General features: G+C 69.9%; 16 protein-coding genes. 14 read left to right on the forward strand and 2 right to left on the reverse strand.

The window, feature by feature from the left end; all coding sequences use genetic code 11:
- Positions 1-74 precede the first annotated feature (74 nt).
- The 3 genes from ACFQ7F_RS24085 (at position 75) to ACFQ7F_RS24095 (ending at position 5,892) form a co-directional block, all read left to right on the forward strand.
- Complete coding sequence (locus ACFQ7F_RS24085) at positions 75-2,483, forward strand: ATP/GTP-binding protein (RefSeq protein ID WP_383273692.1); 2,409 nt, start codon at positions 75-77, stop codon at positions 2,481-2,483.
- 204 nt (positions 2,484-2,687) lie between these two features.
- Positions 2,688-4,280 carry a PucR family transcriptional regulator gene (locus ACFQ7F_RS24090; protein WP_383273694.1) on the forward strand — a complete coding sequence of 531 codons (1,593 nt, stop codon included), beginning with the start codon at positions 2,688-2,690 and terminating at the stop codon, positions 4,278-4,280.
- Between the two features lie 166 nt (positions 4,281-4,446).
- Positions 4,447-5,892: an aldehyde dehydrogenase family protein gene (locus ACFQ7F_RS24095; protein WP_383273696.1), complete on the forward strand. Its 1,446-nt coding sequence runs from the start codon at positions 4,447-4,449 to the stop codon at positions 5,890-5,892.
- A gap of 75 nt (positions 5,893-5,967) precedes the next feature.
- Here ACFQ7F_RS24095 and ACFQ7F_RS24100 read toward each other — a convergent pair whose 3' ends face one another.
- Both ACFQ7F_RS24100 and ACFQ7F_RS24105 read right to left on the reverse strand, forming a co-directional pair.
- Positions 5,968-6,552 (reverse strand): HD family hydrolase, encoded by a 585-nt coding sequence (locus tag ACFQ7F_RS24100; protein WP_383273698.1) that lies wholly within the window; start codon positions 6,550-6,552, stop codon positions 5,968-5,970.
- A gap of 13 nt (positions 6,553-6,565) precedes the next feature.
- The gene (locus ACFQ7F_RS24105) at positions 6,566-7,681 is read right to left on the reverse strand and encodes a helix-turn-helix domain-containing protein (RefSeq protein ID WP_383273700.1); all 1,116 of its coding nucleotides are present in this window, start codon (positions 7,679-7,681) and stop codon (positions 6,566-6,568) included.
- 366 nt (positions 7,682-8,047) lie between these two features.
- On the opposite strand from ACFQ7F_RS24105, the gene ACFQ7F_RS24110 reads away from it, so the two are divergent.
- From ACFQ7F_RS24110 to ACFQ7F_RS24160, 11 genes are all read left to right on the forward strand, one after another.
- Positions 8,048-8,572 (forward strand): ATP-binding protein, encoded by a 525-nt coding sequence (locus tag ACFQ7F_RS24110; RefSeq protein WP_383273722.1) that lies wholly within the window; start codon positions 8,048-8,050, stop codon positions 8,570-8,572.
- 85 nt (positions 8,573-8,657) lie between these two features.
- Positions 8,658-9,761 carry a radical SAM protein gene (locus tag ACFQ7F_RS24115; RefSeq protein WP_383273702.1) on the forward strand — a complete coding sequence of 368 codons (1,104 nt, stop codon included), beginning with the start codon at positions 8,658-8,660 and terminating at the stop codon, positions 9,759-9,761.
- A gap of 17 nt (positions 9,762-9,778) precedes the next feature.
- The gene (locus ACFQ7F_RS24120; RefSeq protein WP_383273704.1) at positions 9,779-9,985 is read left to right on the forward strand and encodes a hypothetical protein; all 207 of its coding nucleotides are present in this window, start codon (positions 9,779-9,781) and stop codon (positions 9,983-9,985) included.
- 97 nt (positions 9,986-10,082) lie between these two features.
- Positions 10,083-10,964: a GNAT family N-acetyltransferase gene (locus ACFQ7F_RS24125; protein WP_383273706.1), complete on the forward strand. Its 882-nt coding sequence runs from the start codon at positions 10,083-10,085 to the stop codon at positions 10,962-10,964.
- 467 nt (positions 10,965-11,431) lie between these two features.
- Positions 11,432-13,378, forward strand: coding sequence for an acyl-CoA dehydrogenase family protein (locus tag ACFQ7F_RS24130; RefSeq protein ID WP_383273708.1), 1,947 nt, complete (start codon positions 11,432-11,434; stop codon positions 13,376-13,378).
- Between the two features lie 133 nt (positions 13,379-13,511).
- A complete protein-coding gene (gene dxr / locus ACFQ7F_RS24135; RefSeq protein ID WP_383273710.1) occupies positions 13,512-14,768 on the forward strand; it encodes a 1-deoxy-D-xylulose-5-phosphate reductoisomerase in 1,257 nt (418 codons plus the stop codon).
- Positions 14,765-16,066 carry a M50 family metallopeptidase gene (locus ACFQ7F_RS24140; protein WP_383273712.1) on the forward strand — a complete coding sequence of 434 codons (1,302 nt, stop codon included), beginning with the start codon at positions 14,765-14,767 and terminating at the stop codon, positions 16,064-16,066. Before dxr ends, ACFQ7F_RS24140 begins: the two co-directional genes overlap by 4 nt.
- Before the next feature lie 163 nt (positions 16,067-16,229).
- Positions 16,230-17,387 (forward strand): flavodoxin-dependent (E)-4-hydroxy-3-methylbut-2-enyl-diphosphate synthase, encoded by a 1,158-nt coding sequence (gene ispG / locus ACFQ7F_RS24145; protein ID WP_383273714.1) that lies wholly within the window; start codon positions 16,230-16,232, stop codon positions 17,385-17,387.
- A 463-nt stretch (positions 17,388-17,850) separates the two neighbouring features.
- The gene (locus ACFQ7F_RS24150; RefSeq protein WP_383273716.1) at positions 17,851-18,699 is read left to right on the forward strand and encodes a GNAT family N-acetyltransferase; all 849 of its coding nucleotides are present in this window, start codon (positions 17,851-17,853) and stop codon (positions 18,697-18,699) included.
- A gap of 61 nt (positions 18,700-18,760) precedes the next feature.
- Positions 18,761-19,306, forward strand: coding sequence for a GNAT family N-acetyltransferase (locus tag ACFQ7F_RS24155; RefSeq protein WP_383273718.1), 546 nt, complete (start codon positions 18,761-18,763; stop codon positions 19,304-19,306).
- A 69-nt stretch (positions 19,307-19,375) separates the two neighbouring features.
- On the forward strand, positions 19,376-21,070 hold the full coding sequence (locus tag ACFQ7F_RS24160; RefSeq protein WP_383273720.1) for a proline--tRNA ligase: 1,695 nt from the start codon (positions 19,376-19,378) through the stop codon (positions 21,068-21,070).
- Positions 21,071-21,186 lie beyond the last annotated feature (116 nt).

Consider the following 21,186-nt stretch of genomic DNA (forward strand, 5'->3'; position numbering starts at 1 on the left):
GCGGTGAACTCCCCCTGCGGGGGCACTAGATTGACGGCTGAACCGACAGACCGGCAGGTCAGGGGGCAAGGGCCATGGACTCCGAAGGCACGGGCACGCACGACGCTCGCGGCACACACGCCACACCGGTGCCGCGGCCGGCGGCGCCCGCCGTCCCCGCGGCGCCGCCCAACGCCCCCGCGCCTCCGCCGATGCCCCGAAAGCCGCCCGGCGCCGAGCGCCCCTCATCCGTCGCCGACTGGCTCGCCGCGCCCCGCCCCAAGGTGGCGCCGGGCATCTGGCGCTACGCCTACCGGCCCCCCGTGCCCGAGTCCGAGACCGAAGGTGTCACCCGGCGCCTGGCCGTCGGCATGGTCATCTCCACCCTGCTCGGGCTGCTGTTCTGGTCGCTGTGGCGGCAGGGCAGCATCCCCTACCAGTGGGCCCCCCTGAAGCTGTTCACGCCGGGCGACTGGTGGTGGGCCGGCAGCGCCACGCCCAAGGAGCAGCAGGCCACGGACGCCCGGGTGGTCTACGACGGCCTTGTCTTCGGCGCGGTGATCTACAGCGTCGGGCGGCTCGGCGCCTGGCCCGACGCCATCAGGCACTTCGTGACGCGACGCCCGCAACCGGCCCGTGCCGTGATCGCCTCCGTCGGCGCGGTCGCCGCCCTCGTCTACGTCTGGCCGAGCGCCCTCGGGTTCGAGATGCGGCCGCTGCCCGTGGCCGACCCCGTCTACTCCTTGATCGCGCTCGTCGCGGGCTATGAAGTCTTCACCTCGCGCATGGTCACCGACTCCCTGTACGTACTGATCACCCTCGCCGTGCTGTGGCCCTTCGCCCGCATCGGCGGATGGTGGCAGGCGGTCCGCGACGGCAGAGCCGCGACGACACGGTCGAGGCCGACCGCCGCCCCGCCGCGCCCCGCCGACGCCCCCACGCACGGCCACTGGCCCGAGCTGCGCGCGGCGGGCCACGACAAGGCCGCCGACCTGCTCTCCGCCGAACTGGTCAGCGGACGCATGAACGACGTCGACTGCACCCGCGTGACCCACGCCTGGCGCACGGCAGGCCGTGACCCGGACGCCCTCGCCACCTTCGTGGACACCGTCACCCGGCAGGGTTCCGCGGCCTGGACCCACCCATCGGGCCAGCGCGACCTGCCCGCGCGCAGCGCCGTCCACGACCTGCTCGTCGGCCAGGTCAGGATCGGCCGGTACGCGAAGGACGAGCGCAATCCCCACGCCGTACGCGACGCCGCCGCCGCGCTCGATCCCGCCGTGCTCGGCACCTCACTGCTCGCGGTGGGGCCGTCCGGCGCGGGCAAGACCGGAAGGCTGATGCGCCCGGTGGCGGAGTCGCTCGCCCTGGGCGCCCTGACCGGACAGTGCGCGGTCGTCGCCGTGTGCGCCGCGGGCACGGCGCTCGGCGGCGACGAGGCGTACGACATCGTGGTCAAGCCGGGTGATCCGGCGTCCGTGCACGACATCGATCTGTACGCGGGCTGCGCCGACCCGGACGAGGCCGCCGCCTTCCTCGCCGAAGGCCTTGTCGGCGACCTCGAAGCCGTCGATACGCGCCGCGCCGCCACCACCCTCGCCCAACTCCTCGGCCCCTACCGCCTCCTTCACGGACGCTTCCCCTCCGTCCCCGTGCTGCGCGAACTCCTCGAAGGGGACCCCGCCGGGCTCGCCGCCCTCCAGGAGGGCCTCGCCGCGGACGGGCACACCGCAATGCGCCGCGAACTGGACGCCCGTATCCGTCAGTCGGGCTCTCCCAACGACCCAGGGCCCGCCCTGGCCGACCGGCTCGGCCTGCTCGACCGGCCCGCTTTCGCCGACTTCTTCGACCCCGGCGGCGAGGGGCACCCCTTCTCGATGCGCGCCGTCGTCCACCACCCGCTCCGGGTCAGGGTGGACCTGCCCGAGCACGGACACGAGGAGGCCGCGCGTCTCCTTGCCCGGCTGCTGCTCGCCCAGTTCACGTACGTCGTGCGCGGTCCGGCCCGGCGCCCGCACTTCGCCTGCCTGATCCTCGACGACGCCGCGCGCACCCTCACCGCCGAGAGCGTGCGCGCCGTCCAGCGGCTGCGGTCGCTGAACGCGGGCGTCGTGCTCGGTCTGCGCACCATCGGCGAGGTACCGGAAGCACTCCAGGGGCCGCTCTACGCGGCGGTCGGCTGCCGGATGGCCTTCTCCGGCGTGACGACCTGGGACGGGCGCCGGTTCACCGAGGCCTGGGGCACCGAGTGGATCGAGACCAAGGAAGTCGCGCAGCACACGGTCTTCGCCGATCAGCCGATGACGCGGGCGCTGCACTCGCTGCGCAAGCTCGTCACCGGCAAGGCGGTCACGACGGACGCCGTCACCGTGCGCAAGGTCGAGCGCGAACGCTGGTCCGCGTCCGACCTCGCCCACTCCCTGCCGCCCGGCCACGCAGTGCTCTCGCTGACGGATGTGAAGGGGGAGCACGCGCCTCCCCTCCTGGTGGATCTCCGGGGTTAGTCAACGGGGCGCAGGCAGGTATATGCGTACGGGGTATTCGGTCCCGTACGTACCGTACGGTGAGGCAGAATCGGCACAGGTCGTTCATACGTACCGGCCAAAAGATCCACATCTCGTCCGGGATTCAATGGCCGACCGGGGCGCGTGCCTCACCGACGCTGCCAGACCTGCCGTCCTGACCTGCTGACCAGACCTGAAGGTCCCATGCCGCCCACGCTCGCCTCCCTCGTCCACCACTCCGCGCTGAAGCTCACCGTGCGCGCGGGTGAGGAACATCTGGACGCGCCCGTGCGCTGGGCGCACGCCAGTGAGCTCACCGACCCCGTGCCCTACATGGAGGGCGGCGAGCTCCTCATGATCACCGCGCTCAAGCTGGACGCGGAGGACCCGGAGGCGATGCGCCGCTATGTGAAGCGGCTCGCGGCGGCGGGGGTCGTCGGGCTCGGGTTCGCGGTCGGCGTGCACTACAAGGACATCCCGGAGGCCTTGGTCGAGGCCGCCGCGGACGAAGGGCTTCCGCTCCTCGAAGTGCCGCGGCGCACGCCGTTCCTCGCCATCAGCAAGGCCGTGTCCGCGGCCATCGCCGCCGACCAGTACCGCGCGGTGACGGCGGGCTTCGCGGCCCAGCGCGAACTGACCAAGCAGGCGTTGAGCGACGGCCCGGAGGGGCTGCTCGGCGCGCTCGCCGGACAGGTCGACGGCTGGGCCGCGCTGTACGACGCGTCGGGCGCCGTCGTCGCCACGGCGCCCGAGTGGGCCTCGCGCCGGGCCGCCAGGCTCACCACCGACGTGGAGCGGCTGCGGGACCGGGCCGCGCCCGCGAGCGCGGTCGTCGCGGGCGCGGAGGACCGGGTGGAGTTGCACTCGATCGGTACGGGACGGCGGCCCCGCGCCGCGCTCGCCGTCGGCACGGCATCCACCCTCGGCACCGCCGAGCGGTACGCGCTGCACTCCGCCATAGCGCTGCTCACCCTCACCACGGAGCGCAACCGCTCGCTCCAGGCCGCCGAGGCCAGGGTCGGCTCCGCGGTCCTTCGCATGCTGCTCGCCGGAGAGCCGGAGCACGCCCGCACGGTGGCGGGGGAGTTGTACGGGAGCCTGCTCGACGCGCCGTTCCGCCTGGTGGTGGCGGAGGTGCCGGCCTCCGCCCCCGCTCCGGGGGAGGGCGACCCGTTCGCCGGGCTCACAGATGCCATCGAGTCCGCCGCCGCGCGCGCCGGCGAAGCACTCCTCGTCGTCCCTTACGGCGAGCGGCTCGTCCTGCTCGTCGTGGACGGCGGCGCGGGCGCCGCGGCATGCGTCGCGTACGCGCAGGCGTTGGAGGCCGCGCGTTCCGAGGTGCCTGAACAAGGTGCGGGCGAAGGGACCTCCCTCCTCCTCGGCCTCTCCGCACCCGCGGGACCGATCGCGGCGGCCACCGCGTACAAACAGGCCGACCAGGCGCTTTCCATCGCCAGGCGCCGGGGCCGCGCGATGGTCGAGCACGAGGACCTCGCGGCGGGCTCGGTCCTGCCGCTGCTCGCCGACGACGCGGTGCGCGCGTTCGCCGACGGTCTGCTGCGCGCCCTGTTCGAACACGACGCCACAGGCCGCGGTGACCTGATCGCCTCGCTGCGCGCCTGGCTCTCGCGCCACGGCCAGTGGGACGCGGCGGCCGCGGACCTGGGCGTCCACCGCCACACGCTCCGCTACCGCATGCGCAGGGTCGAGGAGATCCTGGGCCGCTCCCTGGACGACCCGGACGTCCGCATGGAGCTGTGGCTGTCGCTGAAGGCGACTTCGAGCGGTACGGAGTAGCTATCGGGCGGTTCAGGGTAGCCGCGTACGGAATGCGCCCCTGCCAAAGAGGCGCGGGCCCCCCGGCCAGTACTCCGGGTCGGACAAACGTCACACACCCCTGCCGCCCCTACGGTGGGGAACGTACCCCCCAAGACACACCTTCGCGGAAGGGCCGGGAATCGACATGACTTCCATCCACGCCTTCTGGCTCGCCGGTCGCCAGACCACCGGTGAGACCACTCTCGACGTCACGTCGCCCTGGGACGGACGGGTCGTCGGCAAGGCCGCCGTGCCGACCGACGCCCAGGTCGAGGAGGCCGTCGCCGCCGCGTACGCGGTGCGCGACGAGTTCTCCGCGACCCCGGCGCACGTGCGGGCCGCGGCCCTCGACCACGTGAGCCGCAGGCTCGTCGAGCGGACGGAAGAGATCGCCCAGCTCATCTCCGCCGAGAACGGCAAGCCGATCAAGTGGGCCCGCGGTGAGGTCGGCCGTGCCGTATCCGTCTTCCGGTTCGCCTCGGAGGAAGCCCGCCGCTTCAACGGCGGCGAGGCCCAGCGCCTCGACACCGACGCCGGTGGCCAGGGGCGTCTCGCCTTCACCCGCCGCTTCTCCAAGGGCGTCGTCCTTGGCATCGCGCCGTTCAACTTCCCGCTGAACCTCTGCGCCCACAAGATCGCCCCGGCCATCGCGTCCGGCACGCCGATCATCCTCAAGCCGGCGCCGGCGACCCCGCTCTCCGGTCTCCTCATCGGCGAGCTGCTCGCCGAGACCGAACTGCCCGCCGGGTCCTGGTCGGTGCTTCCGGTCGCGAACGAGAAGATGCCCGCCCTCGTCCAGGACGAGCGCCTTCCCGTCATCTCCTTCACCGGCTCCGAGAAGGTCGGCTACGCGATCCTGGACTCGGTGCCGCGCAAGCACTGCACCCTGGAGCTCGGCGGAAACGGCGCCGCCGTCGTCCTGTCCGACTTCTCCTCGGACGAGGACCTCGACTGGGCGGCCTCGCGCATCGCGACCTTCTCCAACTACCAGGGCGGCCAGTCCTGCATCTCGGTGCAGCGGGTCATCGCCGACGCCTCCGTGTACGACCGGCTCGTGCCGCGCGTCCTCGCGGCCATCGAGGGCCAGGCCACCGGCGACCCGTCCGACCCGAAGACCGATGTCGGCCCGCTCGTCAACGAGGACGCCGCCAAGCGCGTGGAGTCCTGGGTCGACGAGGCCGTCCAGGCGGGCGCGCAGCTGCTCGCGGGCGGCAAGCGTGACGGCGCCTCGTACGCGCCGACCGTGCTCGCCGACGTACCGGCCGACGCGACGATCGCCGTCGAGGAGGTCTTCGGCCCGGTCCTCACGATCAGGAAGGTGGACGGCGAGGCGGAGGCTTTCGCCGCCGTCAACGACTCCAAGTACGGCCTCCAGGCGGGCGTCTTCACCCACGACCTGCAGACCGCCTTCCGCGCGCACCGCGCCCTCGAGGTCGGCGGCGTGGTCATCGGCGACGCCCCCTCCTACCGCGCCGACCAGATGCCGTACGGCGGCGTCAAGCAGTCCGGCGTGGGCCGCGAGGGCGTCCGCTTCGCGATGGACGACTACACGTACGAGCGGGTCATGGTCATGACGGGCCTCGACCTGTAAGTCAGTTCACGAAGCAAGCCGGTTCTCGAACCGGACGGCCGGAGCCCACTGTGCGGGGGCTCCGGCCGTTCTCGTTCAGGACGTCTCGCCGAGGGCGGCCCGGAACCAGTCCAGCGAGCCCGTTTCGAGCACTGCGTCTGCCAGCTCTGCGGCGGACTTCGTGGTGATCCGGCCGCGTGAATTGTCGATCCACCGCTGCATGTTGGTGTAGCCCTGCTCGCGGTACTCGATGCCCTGGATCATGCACTCCAGCTTGTCGGCGTCCCGGGCACAGACAGCCTCGGGCGTTTCCTTGCCCTCGTATTCGCCGATCAGGTTACGCACCGTGTCGGCCAGCTCGGTGGGGAAGCCGGTCGACTGGTCGGCCGCGATGTCACGAGGGTCGGCCTCAGCTCCGCCGGTGTACTTCTTCCCGAGATGGTTCACGTCGCCGGTGCGGGTCTCGCCGGTGTCGTGCCAGACGGCAAGGAACGCGGCCTGGGCCGGGTCGGCACCTTCGAGCTTGGCGATGATCGAAGCGATGATGGCGACGCGCCACGAGTGCTCGGCGACGGACTCGGGGTCCTTGACGCCACCCATCCACCAGCCGGTGCGCTTCGTGTGCTTGAGCGTTCCTGCCTCGTACAGGAATCGAGCAACCGAACTCAGGTCGTCGGCCACGGTAGGGCTCCTCTCACGCCTCGGCGAGGCGGATCGCGTACCGGATGCTCTCCAACTCGCGGTGTCCGCGCGAGGAGATGTTCCGGCTATCCAACATCACGGGGAGTCTCTCGCGAAGGGCGCGGGAGGCGGCCCCCGAGCGCAGGAGGTTGGGCCTGATTTGGAGAAGTGACCACAGGCTGTGGACGTTGAGGTCTACATAGCCGTGCTCGGGTGAGAGGCCGCCCACCAGGTGAGTCAGCAGCTTGTCGCCGGGCCACACCTCCGGGGCCCCGCCGGCGATGAAGTCGTCGTTGAGCTGGGGCGTGGTCATCTCGCCGACCCAGTAGGCCCAGTACGACAGGTTCGCGGACTCGCCGGCGTCGTCGTCGATGAGGACGAGGTCGATGAAGTGGTTCATGCGGTCGCGGTCGCCGTGCCGGGCGGCGACGGCGGCGACGGACCGCTCGTTGAGCCACGAGGACAGCCAGTCACCCGGCCGCTCAGTGTGCTGCTGATGGGCGAGCCACTCGACGCTGTCGGGCGCGTTGTCGTAGCCGGAGAGGTAGAGGGCCTGGCGGCGGAGGAGGAACTGCCCCTCACCGCAGGCTTGTTCGGCTGTGCGCCGCATCACCCTGAAGAACTGGGCGCGCTCCTCCGCGGTCAGCTGCGGGCCGGTCGGCGCCGGACCGCGCCGGGTGCGCGCTGGCAGCGGCAGATCCCGAATGGGGCCAGGGGGCACTGAGTTGAGTGGCCAGGCGACCACCTCGGCGAGCTCGCGCTGCATCACCACCACGCCGAGAGGGCTGTCGTCGGTCGGTGTCTCGTCGTTGAGGACGCTCGACAGCAGGACGTCGGCCTCCAGGCCGCGCTCAAGGGCCTGGAGCAGAGCGGGCGGGGTGCCCATCTGCATCAACCGGGACCGTGTCGCGAGTATCTGCCCGACGGGCACGGAGGTGAGGGGGCGGCGGCCCGTCTCCCAGCCAGCGACGGTGTCGATGCTCACCCGGAGAAGCCCCGCGGTCTCTTCCTGCGTGTAGCCCATCTGTTCACGAATTACCCGTAAGACGTACCCGCTGATCAAACCCGTTCGTGCGCGTGAGGCCGAACCCGTACCGCCAGTCAGGGTTCGGTGAAGGCTCAGCCGCATGGAGGCCCTTCCCGGTGCCTTGGGAGGCAAGTCACCTGTACTCACGGTCACTTACAGAGACTGCGCCGACTCCATAACGTCGATGCCATCCCCCAGTAACGAGATTAGAGGGAGGCGGTTGGCCGTGGGCTCTGTTCTGCAGGGATCCGCCACGACGGGTGACGAGCGGGCGCGAGGTGTCGGGCACTCGCTTCCGTCCTCGGCTCCCGACCCCAGGCGGTCCCGATGGGATTGGGGCGAAGACGGAGCGACGTTCCTCCGCGGCGGTCTGCTGTTCGCACTGGGCGGTCGTGCCCTCATCTCGGGGAGAACTCAGTCGGCCGTCGCTCGTCGCCTTCGACTACGGCGAAAGGCGGGTGACGCGTGATGTGTGCTCTGTACGCCACAGATGGCTCGGATGTGTTCACCGGGATCCTGCCGCGAGAGGCGGAGTCCGCCAGGGCGGCGCGGCAGATGGTGGACAAGGCTGTCGCGGACTGGGGACTGAGCGAGCTCGCGGAGACGGCCCGTTTGGTGGCCAGTGAGCTGGTCGGCAACGCAGTCGTCCATGGGAAGGGTTCCTCGATCCGCGTCACGGTGGCCCGCGTCGCGACGGACCGGGTGAAGGTGGCGGTCGTTGATCTTTCTCTGCAGGTGCCTCAGATCGCGCGCACCGACGAGGCGCTCGGCGAGAGCGGGCGCGGCCTCTTCCTCATCGATGCCCTGACGCCACGGTGGGGCGTCGACGAGTTCCGGTGGGGCAAGCGGGTCTGGGCCGAAGTCGCGCCGCCCCCGGAGGAGCAGCCCGTCTGCGAGATCCCGATGTGGCACACCATCGCCGCTCAGGCCATGTACCTGGCCGCCCTCCTGGCCGTGATGAGCGCCCTCGCCTACGGCTTCGCAACGCAATGACGCCCTGCCCGCTCCGCCCCCTGTACCCACCCCGGTCGCGGGGCGCTGATCTCGGCCGGGGCGGATTCGACTCCCTGGAGGACGCATGCACTCTCTGATCGCCAGCCCCTTCCTCGAACAGCACATCCTCGTGCGACCTGGCCGCCGCGGCGGCGCCCTGCTCCCCGAGCAGCACTACGAGGAACTGCGCGCCCTCGACCCGCGCGAGCCATCCCCGGACTGGCTCGCCGAGGCCGTGCGAGGGCAGTGGGACGACCTCGACGTGACCGGCCGCCCGGCCGGTGACGTCTTGCTCGTCCGACAGCCGTCGACCTGGAGCTACTCGAAGGCGAGCTGGGAGGTCAACCTCGGCTGCAACTACGCCTGCAAGCACTGCTACCTGGGCTTGAAGGTGCAGTCGGGCATGGCGTTTCCGGACAAGCGGTACTGCCTTGAGCTGATGGCGGAGGCCGGAGTGCTGTGGCTCCAGGTCACAGGTGGCGAGCCCACCATCGACAAGGACTTCATGAAGTCCTGGCGGCACGCGTACGGGCTGGGAATGATGCTCACCCTCTCGACCAACGGCTCCCTGCTGTGGAGACAGAACCTCCTTGACCTGTTCAAGGAGTGCCCGCCCTACCGCGTGACCGTCTCCATGTACGGGGCGACGAAGGCCAGCTACGACGAGCTGACGCAGCGCGAAGGCGCCTGGGACCTGTTCGTGCAGGGCATGAACGCCGCCCGCTCCGCGCGTCTGCCGCTGCGCGTCAGCGTCATCGTCACGGAAGACAACGCCTACGAAGAGCAGGCGATGGTCGACCTCTGCACGTCGTGGGGCGTTGACCACGAGGTCTACACGAACATAACGCCGACCATCTACGGCGGCGGCGAGGTCCTCGGAGCGCAGTCCAAGGAACACCTGCGGATGCGCCGGCAGTTCACCGGCTGCAACGCCGGACACACCTTCTTCCACATGGACCCACACGGTCTTGTGTCCATCTGCAAGATCGGCCGCGACGACCAGATCAGCCTCCCGAACGAGGGGATTCAGGGCCTCGCCCGGCTGGGTGCGATCGCGGACCGCCTCATGCTTCGCACCGGAGGCTGCTCAGGCTGTCAGCTCTCCGGCGCTTGCACCGTCTGCAGGCCCCTGGCCAAGCACTACCAGGAGGCGAAGGCTCCGCTGGCGAGCTACTGCCGGCACGGATAGAAAGCGAAGGTGAAGGCATGACCGCAGTGGCAGTGGAGATCTCCCCGAGGCGACCGCTCCCGGACGAGGCTCCGCCCCAGGCCGGTGACGCTCTGCCGTATTTCACGCGGCCCGTCCTGGCCCCGGCGCCGAAGGTCACCACGATCACGGCCGTGGCCGACCTGGACGACCTGATGGACAGCGCGAAGTGCTCCTGCAACGCGGGGGATGACAACCCGCACTAGCACCAGGCGGGGGAGAGAACTGGTCGTAGGTGAGCAGGCCCTGGCGCGAAACGCGTCGGGGCCTGTGCCGTGTGTGCCCGCTGAGTAGCGTGCAGCCATGCACTTCCAATGGGCCTGGATTGAGCCCGTGATGCCTGTCCCGTACGTGCCGACGCTCGGCCCCGTCCGCTGGGGTGACCGGCTCCCCGACCTCTTCGAGGCCGTCGTGCAGACCGCAGGAAGCGGCCGGTTCCTCACGTACGACAAGGACCGGCGATGGTCCGACACGAAGGCGGAGCGCGTCCTCGTCGATGCCATCGAGCACGACCAGGAGCAGACCCTCGTGCCCACGCTCGTGGAGCGCGGTGCCGGAGCGGTCAAGGTTCACGTCTACGGGAATCCAGAGGCGTTGACGGCCGGAGCCGACCTTGCCCGCAGGCTCGCCCTCGCTGTCGGGGCGGCGAAAGCCCGCGTGGTGTGGTTCTGCGGCCCGGACGATCCCGAGTCGGACATACGAGGCGTCGGCACCCGCGTGCAGCTCAAAGACTTCAAGACCGGGCCGGGAGAGCCACCCCGGACGCCGCTGCAGGAGTACAAGGAGCTGACCGGCGAGGCCGGGTTCGGCGAGTTCGCCCAGCGGATGGCCCCGGACGGATTCGCGTTCCTCCACGAGCAGATGCGGGCCGGCTCCGTGGGCCCGGTCCTGATCGTCCTCCATGAGGGCCGTGTCGCCGGAGCGATCGGACCAATGGAGACCATGACGGACGCCGCGGGTGCGCTGCGACTCCTGCCCCAGTACTTCGGCGTACTGCCCGAGTGCCGCGGGCACGGATACGGACGGGCACTGTGGCGTGCTGCGATGCACTGGGGTCACCAGCAGGGCGCCGACTACCAGCTGCTCCAGACGGAAGTTGGCGGCGCGTCAGACGGGCTCTGTGCGGCCGAGGGACTCAGGTCGCTCGGGTTCGTGAACGGAATGTCCGCAGAAAGGGTCCCCTGACGGGGTGGGGTGACGCAGTGCGTCGTCCGACCTCCGCCGGTTAGCCCGCCGTCGAGTGGTTGCGGATGAGCAGAGCACTCAAGGTTCAAGGCTTGCCCTCCTGCCCGTGCGGGAGGAGTGGGACGGCTCCTCAGTTCTTACTCCGCAAAGTCGGGCCGGGGAGCCGGAGGTATCCGGCAGAACCACTGCCGGACCCGCCACGTGGAGTACGTCGCTGCGGTCTCGTAGATCGGTCTCCGGGCGACAGGGGGCAGCGTGCTCATATGGGAGCCCCTGTGCGGGGGCTCCGGCCGTTCTCGTCACCTGAGAACGGGATGCTCCGAACGCTGCGCGAAGACTGGTGGGCCCCGGGCGAATCGGGTACATACGATCCATACGACCGAGTAGCACCAGTCAGTAACCGACCGGGTCGAGATCGGGTCAACCGGAGCCGATCGGCCCCACTTCGCGGCGAGGTGAGCTCCTCAATGCCCGAACAACCCACACCCCCTTCCGGGGCGTCCGTCAGCGAACGCGAGGCCCGGCAGGTCGCCGAGGCCGCCCGTGAGCAGGACTGGCGCAAGCCCAGCTTCGCCAAGGAACTCTTCCTCGGCCGCTTCCGGCTCGACCTGATCCACCCGCACCCCATGCCCGCCGACGAGGACGCGCGGCGCGGCGAGGAGTTCCTCGCCAAGCTCCGCGACTTCTGCGAGACGAAGATCGACTCGGCCCGCATCGAGCGCGAGGCGAAGATCCCCGACGAGGTCATCAACGGGCTCAAGGAGCTCGGCGCGCTCGGCATGAAGATCGACACGAAGTACGGCGGGCTCGGCCTCACGCAGGTGTACTACAACAAGGCCCTCGCCCTCGTCGGCTCCGCGAACCCTTCCATCGGCGCGCTGCTCTCCGCCCACCAGTCGATCGGCGTACCCCAGCCGCTCAAGCAGTTCGGCACCCAGGAGCAGAAGGACGAGTTCCTGCCACGCTGCGCCCGTACGGACATCAGCGCGTTCCTCCTGACCGAGCCGGACGTCGGCTCCGACCCGGCGCGCATGGCGATGGCGGCCGTGCCGGACGGCGACGACTACGTCCTTGACGGCGTGAAGCTCTGGACCACGAACGGCGTCGTGGCGGACCTCCTGGTCGTCATGGCGCGGGTACCGAAGTCCGAGGGCCACAAGGGCGGCATCACGGCCTTCGTGGTGGAGGCCGCGGCGGAGGGCATCACCGTCGAGCACCGCAACGCCTTCATGGGCCTGCGCGGCCTGGAGAACGGCGTGACCCGCTTCCACCAGGTCCGCGTCCCGGCCGCGCACCGCATCGGTCCGGAGGGCGCGGGCCTGAAGATCGCCCTGACGACCCTCAACACCGGACGCCTCTCGTTGCCCGCGATGTGCGTCGGCGCGGGCAAGTGGTGCCTGAAGATCGCCCGTGAGTGGTCGGGCGCGCGGGAGCAGTGGGGCAAGCCGGTCGCGTTCCACGAGGCGGTCGGCGCGAAGATCTCCTTCATCGCGGCGACGACTTTCGCCCTGGAGGCCGTCCTTGACCTCTCCTCCCAGATGGCCGACGAGGACCGCAACGACATCCGCATCGAGGCCGCGCTCGCCAAGCTGTTCGGCTCCGAGATGGGCTGTCTGATGGCCGACGAGCTCGTGCAGATCCGCGGCGGCCGGGGCTTCGAGACGGCGGAGTCCCTCGCGGCCCGCGGCGAACGCGCGGTCCCGGCGGAACAGGTCCTGCGCGATCTGCGCATCAACCGCATCTTCGAGGGCTCGACGGAGATCATGCACCTGCTCATCGCCCGCGAGGCGGTGGACGCGCACCTCAAGGTGGCGGGCGACCTGATCGACCCGGACAAGTCCCTCTCCGACAAGGCGAAGGCGGGAGCGAAGGCAGGCGGCTTCTACGCCCGCTGGCTGCCGAAGCTGGTCACGGGGCCGGGTCAACTCCCGCGCTCGTACGCCGAGTTCCACCCCAGCGGCCACACCGACCTCTCCCCGCATCTGCGCTACGTGGAGCGTGCCGCCCGCAAGCTGGCCCGCTCGACGTTCTACGCGATGTCGCGCTGGCAGGGAAAGATGGAGACCAAGCAGGGCTTCCTGGGCCGCGTGGTCGACATCGGCGCCGAACTCTTCGCGATGAGCGCCGCGTGCGTACGCGCGGAGCTCCTGCGCACGACGGAGGACTACGGCCGCGAGGCGTATCAGCTGGCCGACACGTTCTGCCGCCAGTCCCGCATCCGCGTCGACGAGCTCTTCGACCGCCTGTGGACCAACACGGACGACGTCGACCACAAGGTGGTCAAGGGCGTCCTGTCCGGCACGTACACCTGGCTGGAATCCGGCGTCGTCGACCCCAGCGGCGAGGGCCCCTGGATCGCGGACGCCACACCAGGTCCTTCCCAGCGGGAGAACGTCCACCGTCCGATCCGCTGACACGCGTTCCGGGGCGTTCCTTCTCACAAGAACGCCCCGGAACACGATTCCGGCCGCCCCCGGAACACGATTCCGAGCGACCGGATCGGGGCGCAGTGCACCCGCACACAGCCGCCCAGGCAAGAATGGGGGGATGAGCGACAGTCCAGCCCCCCTCGCCGACCCGCATCTCGTCTTCGACCCCGTGGTCACGGACGGTCCGCGGGACATCGTCATCCTCGGCTCGACCGGTTCGATCGGCACCCAGGCCATCGATCTCGTCCTGCGCAATCCCCGTCGCTTCCGCGTCACCGCGCTCTCCGCCGCCGGCGGCCGCGTATCGCTGCTGGCCGAGCAGGCGAGGCAGCTGCGGGTGCGGACCGTCGCGGTGGCCCGCGAGGACGTCGTACCGGCGCTGCGCGAGGCGCTGAAGGGGAGTTACGGCAGTGAGCCGCTGCCCGAGATCCTCGCCGGGCCCGAGGCGGCCACCCAGCTCGCCGCCTCCGAGTGCCACACCGTCCTGAACGGCATCACGGGATCCATCGGGCTCGCGCCCACCCTCGCCGCGCTCGAAGCGGGCCGCACCCTCGCGCTCGCCAACAAGGAGTCGCTGATCGTCGGCGGCCCGCTGGTGAAGGCGCTCGCCAAGCCGGGGCAGATCATCCCCGTCGACTCCGAGCACGCCGCCCTCTTCCAGGCGCTCGCCGCGGGAACCCGCGCCGATGTGCGCAAGCTGGTCGTCACGGCCTCCGGCGGCCCGTTCCGTGGCCGTACGAAGGCCGATCTGGCGAACGTCACACCGGACGAGGCGCTCGCGCACCCCACCTGGGCCATGGGCCCGGTCATCACCGTCAACTCCGCGACGCTCGTCAACAAGGGTCTGGAAGTCATCGAGGCGCACCTCCTCTACGACATCCCCTTCGAGCACATCGAGGTCGTCGTCCACCCCCAGTCCTACGTGCACTCCATGGTCGAGTTCACCGACGGATCGACGCTGGCCCAGGCCACGCCGCCCGACATGAGCGGCCCGATCGCCATCGGCATCGGCTGGCCCGAGCGCGTGCCGGACGCGGCGCCCGCGTTCGACTGGACAAAGGCGTCGAGCTGGGAGTTCTTCCCCCTCGACAACGACGCTTTTCCGTCGGTCGGGCTCGCCCGACATGTGGGGAAGCTCGCGGGCACGGCCCCGGCAGTGTTCAATGCCGCCAACGAGGAGTGCGTGGACGCGTTCTTGAACGGCGCCCTGCCCTTCAACGGGATCATGGAGACCGTCACGAAGGTCGTCGCCGAACACGGCACACCGTCCGCGGGAACTTCCCTGACCGTCGCGGACGTCCTCGAATCGGAGACCTGGGCGCGCGCCCGGGCACGTGAACTGACGGCGAAGGCGACCGCGGAGGCCCGCGCATGACGACCTTGATGATGATCCTCGGCATAGTCGTCTTCGCGGTCGGGCTGCTGTTCTCGATCGCCTGGCACGAGCTGGGCCACCTGTCGACCGCCAAGCTGTTCGGCATCCGCGTGCCGCAGTACATGGTCGGCTTCGGCCCGACGATCTTCTCGCGCAAGAAGGGCGACACCGAGTACGGCGTCAAGGCCATCCCCCTCGGCGGCTACATCCGCATGATCGGCATGTTCCCGCCAGGCCCTGACGGCCGCATCGAGGCACGCTCCACGTCTCCCTGGCGCGGCATGATCGAGGACGCGCGGTCGGCGGCCTTCGAGGAGCTCAAGCCCGGCGACGAGACCCGGCTCTTCTACACGCGCAAGCCGTGGAAGCGCGTGATCGTGATGTTCGCGGGTCCGTTCATGAACCTGATCCTCGCCGTGGCGATCTTCCTCGGCGTGATGATGACGTTCGGCATCAGCACCCAGACGACGTCCGTCGGCAAGGTGTCCGACTGCGTCATCCAGCAGAGCGAGAACCGCTCCAAGTGCGAGAAGGGCGACACGGTCGCCCCCGCCAAGGCGGCGGGTCTGAAGCTCGGCGACAAGATCGTCGCCTTCCAGGGCAAGCCCGTCGACGACTGGTCCGCGCTCCAGGGAAAGATCCGCGAGACCATCGGCCCGGCCACCATCACGGTCGAGCGCGACGGCAAGCAGGTGGACCTGCACGCCAACCTCATCAAGAACCAGGTCAGCAAGACGGACGGCGAAGGCGGCTACGAGGAAGGGAAGTACGTCAACGCGGGCTTCCTCGGCTTCACCCCCGCCACCGGCATCGTCCAGCAGGGCTTCGGAGACTCCGTCAGCCGCATGGGCGACATGATGGAGAACGGCGTCGAGTCACTCATCGCCCTCCCGTCCAAGATCCCCGACCTGTGGGACGCGGCCTTCGGCGACGGCGACCGCAAGCAGGACTCCCCGATGGGTGTCGTGGGCGCGGCCCGTGTGGGCGGCGAGGTCTTCACGCTCGACATCCCGCCGGAGAACCAGATCGCGATGATGCTGTTCCTGGTGGCGGGCTTCAACCTCTCCCTGTTCCTGTTCAACATGCTGCCGCTCCTTCCGCTGGACGGCGGGCACATCGCGGGAGCACTGTGGGAATCGGTCCGGCGCCAGGCTGCCAAGCTCCTGAAGCGGCCCGACCCGGGCCCCTTCGACGTCGCGAAGCTGATGCCCGTCGCCTATGTGGTGGCCGGAATCTTCATCTGCTTCACGATCCTCGTCCTGATCGCGGATGTAGTTAATCCAGTCAGAATTTCCTGATTGCGTAAAGTTTGCGGCGGCCAGGCACTGTATGTGGCTGGCCGCCCACTATTGGGTGGACTCGGGGACGTGATGTGCTCGGGCCCTGCGGGGTGCCGTAATCTCGAAGCCTGGAGCCCGCCGATCTCGGGACCATGATCCACACCTTGGGGATGCACGCCAGATGACTGCCATTTCTCTCGGAATCCCGTCCGTTCCGACCAAGCTCGCCGACCGTAGGGTCAGCCGCAAGATCCAGGTCGGGACGGTGGCTGTCGGCGGAGACGCACCGGTGTCGGTGCAGTCGATGACCACGACGCGTACGTCCGACATCGGGGCGACGCTGCAGCAGATCGCGGAGCTGACCGCGTCCGGCTGCGAGATCGTGCGGGTCGCCTGTCCTACGCAGGACGACGCGGACGCCCTCGCCACCATCGCGCGGAAGTCGCAGATCCCGGTGATCGCGGACATTCACTTCCAGCCGAAGTACGTCTTCGCCGCCATCGACGCCGGATGCGCCGCGGTCCGTGTGAACCCCGGCAACATCAAGCAGTTCGACGACAAGGTCAAGGAGATCGCGCGGGCCGCGAACGACGCGGGCACGCCGATCCGGATCGGTGTCAACGCGGGCTCCCTGGACGCGCGCCTTCTCGCGAAGTACGGGAAGGCCACCCCGGAGGCCCTGGTCGAGTCGGCCCTCTGGGAGGCGTCGCTCTTCGAGGAGCACGGCTTCCGCGACATCAAGATCTCGGTCAAGCACAACGACCCGGTGGTCATGGTCAACGCCTACCGCCAGCTGGCCGCCGCCAGCGACTACCCCCTGCACCTCGGCGTGACCGAGGCGGGTCCGGCCTTCCAGGGCACGATCAAGTCGGCGGTCGCCTTCGGCGCGCTGCTCTCCGAGGGCATCGGCGACACCATCCGCGTCTCCCTCTCGGCGCCGCCGGTAGAGGAGATCAAGGTCGGCATCCAGATCCTGGAGTCCCTCAACCTCAAGCCGCGCCGCCTGGAGATCGTCTCCTGCCCTTCCTGCGGCCGCGCCCAGGTCGACGTCTACAAGCTGGCCGAAGAGGTCACCGCGGGCCTTGACGGCATGGAGGTCCCCCTCCGCGTCGCCGTCATGGGCTGCGTCGTGAACGGCCCCGGCGAGGCCCGCGAGGCCGACCTCGGCGTCGCGTCCGGCAACGGCAAGGGCCAGATCTTCGTCAAGGGCGAGGTCATCAAGACCGTCCCCGAGTCGAAGATCGTGGAGACCCTCATCGAAGAGGCGATGAAGATCGCCGAGCAGATGGAGAAGGACGGAATCCCCTCCGGCGAGCCGACGGTCGCCGTCGCCGGCTAGCGGTTGCGTTGCACGCGGCTCGAACCGTGAACCGGGCCCCGCCACCACTTGGTGGCGGGGCCCGGGTGCTGCCCGGGGGGTGCGCATCGGCGTGGGCTACCGAGCCCGGCGTGAACCGCCGCTTGGCCCCTGCGGCGCCGATTGCGCCTGAACCGCTGCTGGGTGGCAGCGCCGCCGTCTCGCGCTTGAACCGCCGCTTCGCGGCGGATGTTTCCCGCCCACCCACCTATTACCCGGGGCAATCGGGCGGGCGGGTGGGCGAACCCGCCGTGAAGCGGCGAAGAAAAGCCGCCCGCAGAGGCGGAGGCGAAGGTGACGGCGAAGGCGACAAACCCCGCGGCGAAAGGCCCCCGGCCCGCGAGAAGCAGGGCAAACCCCGGAGGACAAAAGGCACCCCGCACAAGGCGCCCCCGCCAGGTACAGTGCGGAGATCTAGCAGACCGTAATGGTGAGGCCCTCGCACGTGTTGACTCAGACCACCACCAGGGTCCTCGAGCCGAGTGACCTGGACGCCGCGCTCGCTGTCCTCGACCGCGAGCCGGTGGCCAACGCCTTCGTGGCCTCACGAGTCCGGATCGCGGGCCTCGACCCGTGGCGTCTCGGCGGCGAGATGTGGGGCTGGTACCAGGACGGAATGCTGGAGTCCCTCTGCTATGCGGGCGCCAACCTCGTCCCCATATGCGCGACCCCGCGAGCTGTACGCGCCTTCGCGGACCGCGCCCGCAGGGCAGGCCGCCGCTGCTCCTCCATCGTCGGCCCCGCCGAACCCACCGCCCAGCTGTGGCGGCTGCTCGAACCGTCCTGGGGCCCCGCCCGCGAGGTCCGCGCCCAGCAGCCCCTGATGGTCACCGACCGGCTCCCGCGAGACATCGCCCCCGACCCTTACGTCCGTCGCGTCCGCAAGGACGAGATGGAGACGATCATGCCCGCGTGCGTGGCGATGTTCACCGAAGAGGTCGGCATCTCGCCCCTCGCGGGCGACGGCGGCCTGCTCTACCAGGCACGGGTCGCCGAACTGGTCGGCGCGGGGCGGTCCTTCGCGCGCCTCGACCGCGACGGCAAGGTCATCTTCAAGGCCGAGATCGGCGCGGCCACGAACCAGGCCTGCCAGGTACAGGGCGTCTGGGTCGCCCCCGAGTATCGGGGCCAGGGTTACGCCGCACCGGGCATGGCGGCCGTCCTCGGCTACGCCCTCGCGGACGTCGCCCCGGTCGTCAGCCTCTACGTCAACGACTTCAACACCGCGGCCAGGGCGGCGTACCGGCGGGTCGGGTTCCAGGAGGTCGGGGCGTTCATGAGCGTCCTGTTCTAGCTCCGTCACGTCTCACACCGCGCTCCTCACGTACCCGCGTCCGCGAGTTAAAGTTCGGCGCATGACTGACGACGTCGTGATCGGGCCGCTCGACCTCGCCACGCACGTGGACGAAGCGCTGCGGGTGCAGGCCCATGCCTTCGGTCTCAGCGACGACGAGGTGGCCGTGAGGCGGCAGATCGTGCTGCGGCACATCACCTATCCCGGCGCCCGCGCGCTCGGCGCAAGCACCCCCGAGGGACGGCTCGTCGGATTCGTCTACGGCATGCCCAACGACCGCGGCCACTGGTGGTCCACGGTCGTCGAGCCGTATCTGCGGGCCGGAGGCGTGGACGACTGGCTCGACGACTCCTTCGTGATCACCGAGCTCCATGTGCAGCCCGGTTACCAGAACCGCGGGGTCGGCCGCACCCTGATCACCACCATCACGGAGACCGTCCACCAGCCCCGCTCGATCCTCTCCGCGATCGACACGGAGAGCCCCGCACGCGGCCTCTACCGCTCCCTGGGATACGCGGACCTGGCCCGCAACGTCCAGTTCCCCAGCGCCCCGAAGCCGTACGCCGTGATGGGCGCGCCCCTGCCGCTGAGGCGGCCCGGCATCTAACCGATTTCCACCCGCACCCGGCCCCCGGCTAACCTCCTGCACATCATTCTTTCCACGCAGGAGTTCACCATGGCCCAGGTCCAGCGCATGTCCCGATTGATGATCAAGACACTGCGCGACGACCCGGCGGACGCCGAGACGCTCAACCACAAGCTGCTCGTCCGGGCCGGATACGTCCGCCGCACCGCCGCCGGCATCTGGTCCTGGCTGCCGCTCGGCAAGAAGGTCCTGGAGAACATCTCCCACGTGGTGCGCGAGGAGATGGACGCCATCGGCGCCCAGGAAGTCCTCCTGCCCGCGCTCCTTCCCAAGGAGTCGTACGACGTGACGGGCCGCTACGACGAGTACGGCGACCTGCTCTTCCGCCTCAAGGACCGCAAGGGCGCGGACTACCTCCTCGGCCCCACGCACGAGGAGATCTTCACCCAGATCGTCAAGGACCAGTGCTCGTCCTACAAGGACCTGCCGGTGATCCTCTACCAGATCCAGACGAAGTACCGCGACGAGGCCCGCCCCCGTGCCGGTGTGCTCCGTGGCCGCGAGTTCCAGATGAAGGACTCGTACTCCTTCGACACGACGGACGAGGGTCTCGCCGAGTCCTACGCCCTGCACCGCGCCGCGTACATCAAGATCTTCGAGCGCCTCGGCCTCGACCACCGCATCGTCTCCGCCGTCTCCGGCGCGATGGGCGGCTCGGCCTCCGAGGAGTTCCTGGCGCCCGCGCCCGCCGGCGAGGACACGTTCGTGGACTGCCCCGCGTGCGACTACGCGGCCAATACGGAGGCCGTCTCCTTCGTCGCCACCGCGGTGGACGGCTCGACGCACGGCCCCGTCGAGGAGCTGGACACCCCCGACACCCCGACCATCGAGACGCTCGCGGCCCACCTCGGTGTGCACGCGTCCGCGACCCTGAAGAACCTCCTGGTCAAGGTCGACGGCGAGATCGTCGCCGTGGGTGTCCCCGGTGACCGCGAGGTCGACCTCGGCAAGCTCGGCGAGCACCTGGCGCCCGCCGTCGTGGAGCTGGTGACGGCCGAGGACTTCGAGGGCCGCGACGATCTCGTACGCGGCTACGTCGGCCCGCAGGGCCTGGAGAAGGTCCGCTACATCGCCGACCCGCGGGTGGCGGCCGGTACGGCCTGGATCACCGGCGCCAACAAGAACAACACGCACGCGAAGAACGTCGTCGCGGGCCGTGACTTCGAGGTCGACGAGTACCTCGACGTCGTGGTCGTCGAGGAGGGCGACCCCTGCCCCAAGTGCGGCACGGGCCTGAAGCTGGACCGCGCCATCGAGATCGGCCACATCTTCCAGCTGGGCCGCAAGTTCGCCGACGCCTTCCAGCTGGACGTCCTCGGCCAGCAGGGCAAGCCGGTCCGCGTGACCATGGGTTCGTACGGCATCGGCGTCTCGCGCGCGGTGGCGGCGCTCGCCGAGCAGACGGCGGACGACAAGGGTCTGTGCTGGCCCAAGGAGATCGCCCCCGCCGACGTCCACGTGGTGGCCGCGGGCAAGGCGCTCCAGACGGAGCTCGCCCTCGACGTCTCCGAGCAGCTGAACGCCGCGGGCGTGCGGGTTCTGGTCGACGACCGCGCGGGAGTCTCGCCGGGCGTGAAGTTCACGGACGCGGAGCTGATCGGTGTGCCGCAGATCCTGGTCGCGGGCCGTCGCTCCGCCGAGGGCGTCGTGGAACTGAAGGACCGCAGGACGGGAGAGCGCGAGGAGCTGACGGTGGCGGAGGCGATCGCGCGGCTCACGGCCTAGAGCGGGTTATTTCCCCAACCCCGCCCCTTCCCGAAAACCCGCTCGGCGCGGGGGCCTTGGTGGCCGACAATCACCGGCTTCGCCGAGTTCGTCCTCAAACGCCGGACGGGCTGAAT

Source organism: Streptomyces sp. NPDC056486 (genome assembly GCF_042795295.1).
Classification (GTDB): domain Bacteria; phylum Actinomycetota; class Actinomycetes; order Streptomycetales; family Streptomycetaceae; genus Streptomyces.